We start from the raw sequence: 7,903 nt of genomic DNA, 5'->3' as shown, positions 1-7,903 counted from the left end.
CGATCATGTCGAAGGGTTTCGCTGCCATGTCCGTCTCCATCAGGATCCGGGTCGCCCTCCGGCGACCGTTCGAAAAATCCTGCCCGCGAGGACCGGGCAGGAGGTGAAATCCGGCGTCGCCGCGCTGCGGAGCGCCACTCAGCCCTCCCCCCGGGGGATCAGGCCCGGGTCAGAAAGGCGAACATCTCCGACAGCTGACCCTCGAGCATCGCGCGGCCCGGATGCGCGATAAGCCCGCGTGCCGCGGCGCGGATCAGCAGCTCCGTCCGTTCGGGATCCATCACCACATCGGCAACCACCGCGCCCGCATCGACCGCATCGACATCGACGGGCAACGGATCGTCCGGACGCAGCCCGAGCGACGTCGCGTTGACGACCAGATCGTGGCCCGAGACCGGCCCGCCGATGCCGATCCCGACATCGGGACGATGCGCCGAAAGCCGCTGAGCCAGTGCCGTCAGCTTGTCGGGCGAGCGGTTGAGCAGCGTGATCCGGGCGGGACCGCGCGCGGCGAGCGCGAGCGCGATGGCACTCGCCGCCCCGCCCGCCCCCACCAGACAGATCCGCCGCCCGGCGATGGCATGGCCCGCCGCCTCGAGCCCGGCGACGAAGCCCTCGCCATCGAGGAGATCGCCGCTGAGCGTGCCGTCCGCCTCGCGGCGCAGCACATTCACCGCACCCGCCGCTTCGGCGCGCGGGCTCAGCCGGTCGCACAGCGCGGCCATGGCGCTCTTGTGCGGCACCGTGACCACCAGACCGCCGAAGTTGCGCACCCCGCGCAGCCCCGAAACGAAGCCCGCAAGATCCTCGGGCGCCACGTCGCAGGCCACCATGACCGCATCGAGCCCCGCGGCCGCGAAACGCGCGTTCATCGCCTGCGGCGTACGCACGTGATGGGCCGGATGGGCGACGATGGCGAACAGCCGGGTGGTGCCGGAAATCGCGAGGGTCATCCTGTCCTGCGTCACAGCAGCAATGACATCGGCGCTTCGATGCCCTCCCGGATCGCGGCGAGCAGCCGGGCACCGAGCGCCCCGTCGACCGAGCGGTGATCGACCGAGAGCGTGATGCTCATCACCTCGGCGAGCACGATGCTCTCGCCGCGCCCGACCGGACGGCGTTCGGCCGCGCCGACGGCGAGGATGCAGCTTTGCGGCGGATTGATAATCGCCGAGAAGGTCTTCACCCCATACATCCCGAGGTTCGACACCGAGAACCCGCCGCCCTGATACTCGTCGGGGCGCAGCTTGCCGGCGCGGGCGCGCTCTGCCAGCGCCTTCATCTCGGCCGAGAGCGTGCCGAGGCTCATCCGGTCGGCGCCGCGCAGGATCGGGGTCAGCAACCCGCCCCCGGTCGCGACGGCGACGGAAATGTCGACATCGGCAAGGTGCAGGATCTCGTCGCCGTGCCAGATCACGTTGGCCTCAGGGACCTGACGCAGGGCGCGCGCGCAGGCCTTGACGATGAAATCGTTGACCGAGATCCGCTGCGCCTTGTCGCGCCCCTCGTTGACCTGCGCGCGCAGCGCGACCAGCGCGTCGAGCTCGCAATCCGCGCTCAGGTAGAAATGCGGCACGCTTTGCTTGGCCTCGGCCAGACGGCGCGCGATCACCCGGCGCAGGTTCGTCACCGGCTGCGCCGTATAGGGGCCGATGCCCGGCGGCACGGCGGAACGCCCGGAGGCGGGGGCAGCGGGGGCAGCCGGTTCCGGCGCCGCAAGCGGTTCGGAACGGGCCGGCCCCCCGGCGAGGCGGCGCGCGATGTCGAGCTTGACGATCCGGCCGCGCGGACCGCTGCCGGCGATGCCGTCGAGCGCGATACCCGCCGCCGCCGCCATCCGCCGCGCCACGGGCGAGATGCGCGCACGACCCTGCCCGACCGCATCGGACGGCGCGGCCGGGGCCACGGGGCTCGCACCCGAAACCACCGGATCTTGCACCGCCAGCGCCGCCGGAGCCGAAACCGGAGCCGGAGCCGAAACCGGAGCCGGAGCGCCCGCCTGCGGCGCGCTCTCGCCCTCGGCGAGCAAGACCGCGATGCACTGGCCGACATCGGCGCGCCTGCCCTCGGCCACCGAAAGCGCGCCGACGATCCCTTCGGCCTCGGCCTCGAGTTCCATCGTCGCCTTGTCGGTCTCGACCTCGGCGAGCGGCTGGCCCTTCGCGACCCGCTCACCCACCGTCACCAGCCAACGCGCGATCACCGCGTCTTCCATGCCCGCCGACATGGAGGGAAGAAGAATATCCACTGCCATCGTTCTCTCCTTTCCGGATCAGCCGGCAACCGGCAGGCCCTGACCTGCCATCGCCGCACGCAGCCCCGCCGCCACATCGCCCGCACGCGCGCAGGCCGCCGCCTCCAGCGCCTTCGAGATCGAGGGCGAGGCCTCGCCCCCGGTGACGCGCAGCACCGGCTGATCGAGATCGTCGAACAGCCGCCGCTGCACCTCGTCGGCGAGCATCCCGCCATAAGAGGTGCCGAGCGCCCCCTGTTCGACGATCAGCACATTGTTGGTCTTGCGCACCGAGGCCTCGATGGTCTCCCAGTCGAGACCGGCCCGGTCGAGCGAGCGCAGATCGACAATCTCGGCGTCGATGCCCATCTCCTCGACGACCTGACGGGTCTTCCCGACCATGGCGAGATAGGTCAGCACGGTCAGCCGGGCGCCCTCGCGCACCACCCGCGCCTTGCCGAGCGGGATGCAGTAATCGAGATCGCCCGCCGGCACCGGCCCCCTGGAATTGTAAAGATCGACATGTTCGATCACCAGAACCGGATCGTCGCAGCGCAGCGCGGCATTCATCAGCCCGATGTAATCGTGCGGCGTCGAGGGCGCGACGATCCGCCAGCCCGGCGAGGTGGCGAAGATGCCCGCCGGATCCATCGAATGCTGCGAGCCATAGCCCGTGCCCATCGCCACCTTGGTGCGCAGCACCAGCGGCATCGGGCTTTCGCCGCCGAACATGTGGCGGAACTTGCCGATCTGGTTGAACACCTGATCGGCCGCGACCCACATGAAATCGGGATACATGAACTCGACCACCGGGCGCACCCGGCCGTCGGCCGCCATGCCCGCCGCGACGCCGGTGAAGGCATTCTCGGCGATCGGCGTGCCGAGGCAGCGGTCGGGATAGGCCTGCGACAGGCCGCGGGTCGCGCCGTTGGTGCCGCCCTTCAGCCGGTGCACATCCTCGCCCATCACCACGATGCGGTCATCGCCGGCCATGCGCCGTTCCATCACATCGGCGACGATGTCGATGAACTTGACGTTTTCGGCGACCGGACCGGCAACGGCGTCCGCCTCGAGGTAGCGCGCCCCCGCCATCTCCGACAGATCGCCGCGCAGACCGTAATCGACGAAGCTCTCCTCGGGCCAGAGCGCGGGAACGATGTGCTTCTTGCCCTCATGGGTCTCGATCAGCTCCGAGGCGATCTCGTCCATCATCTGCTGACAGCGCAGACGCAGCGCCGCCACCGCCTCGGCGCCGATGATCTGACGCTCGCCAAGCAGCCGCGCCAGCGCGTCGATCGGATCGCGCGCGCGCCAGTCGGCCTCTTCCTCCTTGCTGCGATAGCCGAAGGCCGAACCGGGCAGCGCACCGTTCTGGTGGAAGTAGCGGTAGACATCGGCCTCGATGATCACCGGCCCGTCGCCCGCGCGCATGATGGCGTTGGCCTCCTCGCTCGCCAGACGAACCGAGAGCGCATCCATCCCGTCGACCTTGAACGCGGGGATGCCGAAGCCGAGGCCGCGGGCGGAGAGCCGGGTCTCGGCCGTCACCTCCCCGACATTGGTCGAGACGGCGTAGCGGTTGTTCTCGATGAAAAAGCACAGCGGCAGCTTCCAGGCGGCAGCGAGGTTCATCGTCTCCAGCACCGAGCCGATGTTCGTCGCCCCGTCGCCGAAATAGGTGTAGACGACATTTCCGGTGCCCGCCCTCAGATGGGCCCAGGCCGCGCCCGCCGCCATCGGCACGCCGCCGCCGACGATGGCATTGGTGCCGAGGTTGCCGCTCTCTTGCCAGCGCAGGTGCATCGAGCCGCCCCGGCCCTTGCAGAACCCCTGCGCGAGGCCGAGGATCTCGGCGAGCGTGCGTTTCGACAAGGCGCGAATGTCGGCGGCGAAGGGCCCGGCCGGGTCGAGGCCCTGCTGCGCCACGTAAGACAACGCCTTGGCGAGAAACTGGTGATGCGCCCGGTGCGAGCCGTTGACCTGATCGCCCGGCCGCAGCGCCAGCGCCGAGCCGACGGCCCCGCCCTCCTGCCCGATGGCGGAATGCGCCGGGCCGTGCACCAGCCCCTGGGCGGCCAGCTCCAGCACCTTTTCCTCGAACACGCGGATCAGGCTCATCTGCGTCAGCATCGTCAGGCCGGTCTTCGGATCGAGCGCGGCGCGCTCGGCCTCGGTCGCCTTGATCTCGCGCCAGGGGGCGAGCGGGGTCAGATCGGTGAAATCGGGCATGGATTGGGCTCCGTTGAAAGGGGTCAGGCGGCCAGGAAGCCGCCGTCGACGGGCAGGATCGTGCCGGTGATGAAGCTCGCCATCCGCGAGGCGAGGAAGACGACGGGGTCGACCACCTCGCGGGTCTCGCCGATGCGCTTCATCAGCACGCGGTTGAGAAACCAGTCCGCCCCGCCCGGCCGGTTGAGCTGCGCGACCGCCATTTCCGACATCATGATGCCCGGCGCGACGGCGTTGACGCGGATGCCATGCGGCGCCAGATCGCGCGCCATGACCTGCGTGAGCGAGCGCACCGCCCCCTTCGAGACGACATAGCCCGTCGTCGAGCCGCCGGCGACGAAGCCCGCGACCGAACACAGATGCACCACGCAGCCCTGCCGCGCGCTGAGCGCGGGCACCAGTGCTTGCGAAACGTTGAAGGTGCCGATCAGGTTGACCCCGATCACCCGGTCGAACACGTCGACCACCGCCGGATCGTCGAAGGACGCCCGGCCCGCGATGCCGGCGTTGTTGACGAGGACATCGAGCCCCCCCGCCGCGCCGATCCGCTGCGCGAGACCGGAAAGCGCCGCGCGGTCGGTGACATCGAGCGCCTCGGCGCTGGCGGTGAACCCCTCGGCCACCAGTGCCGCCACCGTGCCCGCGAGCGTTTCGCCATCCAGATCGGCGAGGATCACCTCGGCCCCGGCCTCGGCGAGGCCGCGCGCGATCGCCGCGCCCAGACCGCGACCGGCCCCGGTGACCAGCGCGCGCTTTCCCTCAAGCAATGCTGCCATATTTCTCTCCTGGGGGGGACGTGGCCCCCGTGAATGAACTGCGGATCCGCGGGCCCGACGGCCCTCAGACCATGTAAATTCCGCCGTTGACCTGAATGGTCTCGCCGGTGATGAAGCTCGCGGCCCCGGAACACAGGAAGGCGATGACCGAGGCGATTTCCTCGGGCCGTCCGAACCGGCCGAGCGGGGTCTGCGCGATCGAGGCCTCGCCGCGCGCGGCCAGCAGATCGCGGGTCATCGGGGTCTCGATGATGCCCGGCGCGACGGCGTTGACGCGGGTGTTGGGCGCGAGTTCGCGGGCGAGCGCGCGGGTCAGCGACACCAGCGCCCCCTTGGTCGCGCCGTAATGGGCATTGCTGAACGCACCGCGAAACGCCGCGAGCGAGGTCAGGTTGACGATGGAAGACCCCGGCCCCAGATGCGGCGCGGCGCGGCGCAGCAGGTAGAACACCCCGTCGAGATTGACCGACATGGTGCGCCGCCACTGTTCGTCCGTCATCCCGGCGAAGGGCTCGGCCAGATAGATCCCGGCCGAGGGGATCACGTGGTCGATCCGCCCGAAGGCCTCGAGCGTCAGATCGACCAGCGCCTGCGCCGAGGCCGGGTCGGCCGCATCCATCGCGGCGCAGATCTTGCGCCCCGGTCCGGGCAGACGCGCGGCGAAGTCCCCGAGCGGGCCGGGGTCGCGATCCGCGAGCACCATGTCGGCGCCGGCCTGCGCGAAGATCAGCGCCACCTCGCGGCCGATGCCGCCATTCGCCCCGGTCAAAAGCAGCGACTGTCCGCTGAAATCGAAGATCATCGCGCATCCTCCGGATCGGCCCGATAGGCGGCGACATCGGCATAGGACACGATTTCGAGGATGTGGCCCTCGGGATCGCGCAGGAAGGACAGAAAGACGCCGGGGCGCACCTCGGTGACCGGCTCGCGGTTGAGCAGGCGCCCCCCCGCGGCGCGGACCCGCCCGACGGTGGCGGCGATATCGTCCACGATGAAGGTCAGGTAGGTCGCGCCCTGATGCGCGAGGATCATGCCCTCGTCATCGTCGCGCGGCCGGGGCGGCAGATCGGGCGCGAGCAGCTTGACACGCTCGCCCCAGGGGGTCTGCAGCCGGACGGCGGTGTAACCCACGGGCGACATCGCGGCCTCGGCGGCCTTGTCGGCCGGGACATGGACCTCGGACACGAAGCGCAGGCCGAGTGCGGTTTCATAGAACGCGCGCATCCGGGGCAGATCGCTCACCGTCAGGCCGACTTCCATCGGAGCGGTCATCTTCATCTCAATCCTCCACCGCCGGCTCAGCCGGCAAACGATTCCCGCCGGCTCTGCCGGCAAACCATTCCCGCCGGCTCAGACGGCCAGCCATTCATCCATGACGGCGGGCGATGCGCTCAGCTCGGCCGGGGTGCCCTCGAACACGATCCGGCCATGCCCCATCACCGCGACGCGGTGCGACACCTTCAGCGCGATCACCAGTTTCTGCTCGACCAGCACCACCGAGACGCCCTTGCGGTTGATGTCGGCGATCATCTCGCCGACCTGCTGCACGATCATCGGCGCAAGGCCCTCGGTCGGCTCGTCGATCAGCAGCACCAGCGGATTGCCGAGCAGGCTGCGGCACATGGTCAGCATCTGCTGCTCGCCCCCCGACAGGCTGCCGGCGCGGGTGTTGCGCCGCTCCTTCAGCCGCGGGAAGTAGTCGAACATCTGCTCCGCGCTCCAGTGCGTGGCACCGGCCGGACCCGGCTGGACGCCCATCGCGAGGTTCTCGTCGACGGTGAGGTTGGCGAAGGTCTCGCGTTCCTCGGGGACATAGCCGATGCCGGCGCGACAGATCGCATAGGGGCGCTCGCCCGCCAGATCGCGCCCCCCGAGCCGGACCTCGCCCGCGCTCGGCACCACCAGCCCCATCACCGCCTTCAGCGTGGTCGAGCGTCCCGACCCGTTGCGCCCGAGCAGGCTGACCACCTCGCCGCGGCGCAGATCGAAATTCACCCCGTGCAGGATGTGGCTCTTGCCGTAATGGGCCTGCAGACCGTTCAGCCGCAGCAGCGTCTCTTCGGCCATCATCGTGCCTCCTCGCCCAGATAGGCTTCCTTGACGCGGGCGCTCTCGCGGATCTCGGCGGGCGTGCCGGTGGCGATGACCGCGCCATAGACCAGCACGGTGATCCGGTCGGCGAGGGTGAACACGACATCCATGTCATGCTCGACGATCATCAGCGTGCGACCGGCGGTAACCTCGCGGATCAGCCCGGTGGTGTATTCGGTCTCCTCATGCGACATGCCGGCCATCGGCTCGTCGAGCAAGATCACCTTCGGATCCGAGGCGAGCGTCATCCCGATCTCCAGCGAGCGCTGATCCGAATAGGGCAGATCGCCGGCGACGGAGCCCGCCTTGGCCTCGAGGCGGATCTTGCACAGCAGCTCCTCGACCTCGGCATTGACCCGGCGCAGATGCGACACCCGGCGCCAGACGGTGAACTGCAGCCCGTGCCGGCGCATCACCGCGAGGCGCAGGTTCTCGGCCACCGACAGGCCGGGGAAGATGTTGGTGATCTGGAACGAGCGCGCGAGGCCGCGCCGGTTCACCCTGGCGGGATCGAGCCCGCCGATGTCGTGACCGTCGAGCACGATACGCCCCGAGGTCGGCTTGTAATTGCCCG

At 69.7% G+C, this 7,903-nt stretch carries 8 protein-coding genes; all 8 read right to left on the bottom strand.

All coding sequences use genetic code 11. From position 1 onward, the window contains the following. Nucleotides 1-158 precede the first annotated feature (158 nt). Nucleotides 159-953, bottom strand: coding sequence for a shikimate dehydrogenase family protein (locus CG50_RS12305; RefSeq protein ID WP_036638851.1), 795 nt, complete (start codon nucleotides 951-953; stop codon nucleotides 159-161). An 11-nt stretch (nucleotides 954-964) separates the two neighbouring features. Continuing rightward, a complete protein-coding gene (locus CG50_RS12300) occupies nucleotides 965-2,254 on the bottom strand; it encodes a dihydrolipoamide acetyltransferase family protein (protein ID WP_036638849.1) in 1,290 nt (429 codons plus the stop codon). 18 nt (nucleotides 2,255-2,272) lie between these two features. Next, nucleotides 2,273-4,462, bottom strand: coding sequence for an alpha-ketoacid dehydrogenase subunit alpha/beta (locus CG50_RS12295; RefSeq protein ID WP_036638847.1), 2,190 nt, complete (start codon nucleotides 4,460-4,462; stop codon nucleotides 2,273-2,275). Between the two features lie 23 nt (nucleotides 4,463-4,485). Then, on the bottom strand, nucleotides 4,486-5,238 hold the full coding sequence (locus CG50_RS12290) for an SDR family NAD(P)-dependent oxidoreductase (RefSeq protein ID WP_081880419.1): 753 nt from the start codon (nucleotides 5,236-5,238) through the stop codon (nucleotides 4,486-4,488). A 64-nt stretch (nucleotides 5,239-5,302) separates the two neighbouring features. Beyond that, nucleotides 5,303-6,040, bottom strand: coding sequence for an SDR family NAD(P)-dependent oxidoreductase (locus CG50_RS12285; protein ID WP_036638844.1), 738 nt, complete (start codon nucleotides 6,038-6,040; stop codon nucleotides 5,303-5,305). Then, nucleotides 6,037-6,516, bottom strand: coding sequence for a VOC family protein (locus tag CG50_RS12280; protein ID WP_036638841.1), 480 nt, complete (start codon nucleotides 6,514-6,516; stop codon nucleotides 6,037-6,039). Before CG50_RS12280 ends, CG50_RS12285 begins: the two co-directional genes overlap by 4 nt. Before the next feature lie 72 nt (nucleotides 6,517-6,588). Next, nucleotides 6,589-7,308 (bottom strand): ABC transporter ATP-binding protein, encoded by a 720-nt coding sequence (locus CG50_RS12275; RefSeq protein ID WP_245615715.1) that lies wholly within the window; start codon nucleotides 7,306-7,308, stop codon nucleotides 6,589-6,591. Continuing rightward, nucleotides 7,305-7,903, bottom strand: a 599-nt coding sequence (locus CG50_RS12270; RefSeq protein WP_036638838.1) for an ABC transporter ATP-binding protein, incomplete at its 5' end; no start/stop codon positions are given. The genes CG50_RS12270 and CG50_RS12275, both read right to left, overlap by 4 nt.

The organism is Paenirhodobacter enshiensis (genome assembly GCF_000740785.1).
GTDB classification, from domain to species: Bacteria; Pseudomonadota; Alphaproteobacteria; order Rhodobacterales; family Rhodobacteraceae; genus Rhodobacter; species Rhodobacter enshiensis.
This window is presented reverse-complemented; position numbering and strand designations above follow the sequence as displayed.

Bases quoted from the DNA above. Each gene is read 5' to 3' on its own strand.
- CG50_RS12300 (WP_036638849.1), bottom strand. From the start codon at position 2,254: ATGGCAGTGGATATTCTTCTTCCCTCCATGTCGGCGGGCATGGAAGAC.
- CG50_RS12305 (WP_036638851.1), bottom strand. From the start codon at position 953: ATGACCCTCGCGATTTCCGGCACCACCCGGCTGTTCGCCATCGTCGCC.
- CG50_RS12290 (WP_081880419.1), bottom strand. From the start codon at position 5,238: ATGGCAGCATTGCTTGAGGGAAAGCGCGCGCTGGTCACCGGGGCCGGT.
- CG50_RS12295 (WP_036638847.1), bottom strand. From the start codon at position 4,462: ATGCCCGATTTCACCGATCTGACCCCGCTCGCCCCCTGGCGCGAGATC.
- CG50_RS12275 (WP_245615715.1), bottom strand. From the start codon at position 7,308: ATGATGGCCGAAGAGACGCTGCTGCGGCTGAACGGTCTGCAGGCCCAT.
- CG50_RS12285 (WP_036638844.1), bottom strand. From the start codon at position 6,040: ATGATCTTCGATTTCAGCGGACAGTCGCTGCTTTTGACCGGGGCGAAT.
- CG50_RS12280 (WP_036638841.1), bottom strand. From the start codon at position 6,516: ATGAAGATGACCGCTCCGATGGAAGTCGGCCTGACGGTGAGCGATCTG.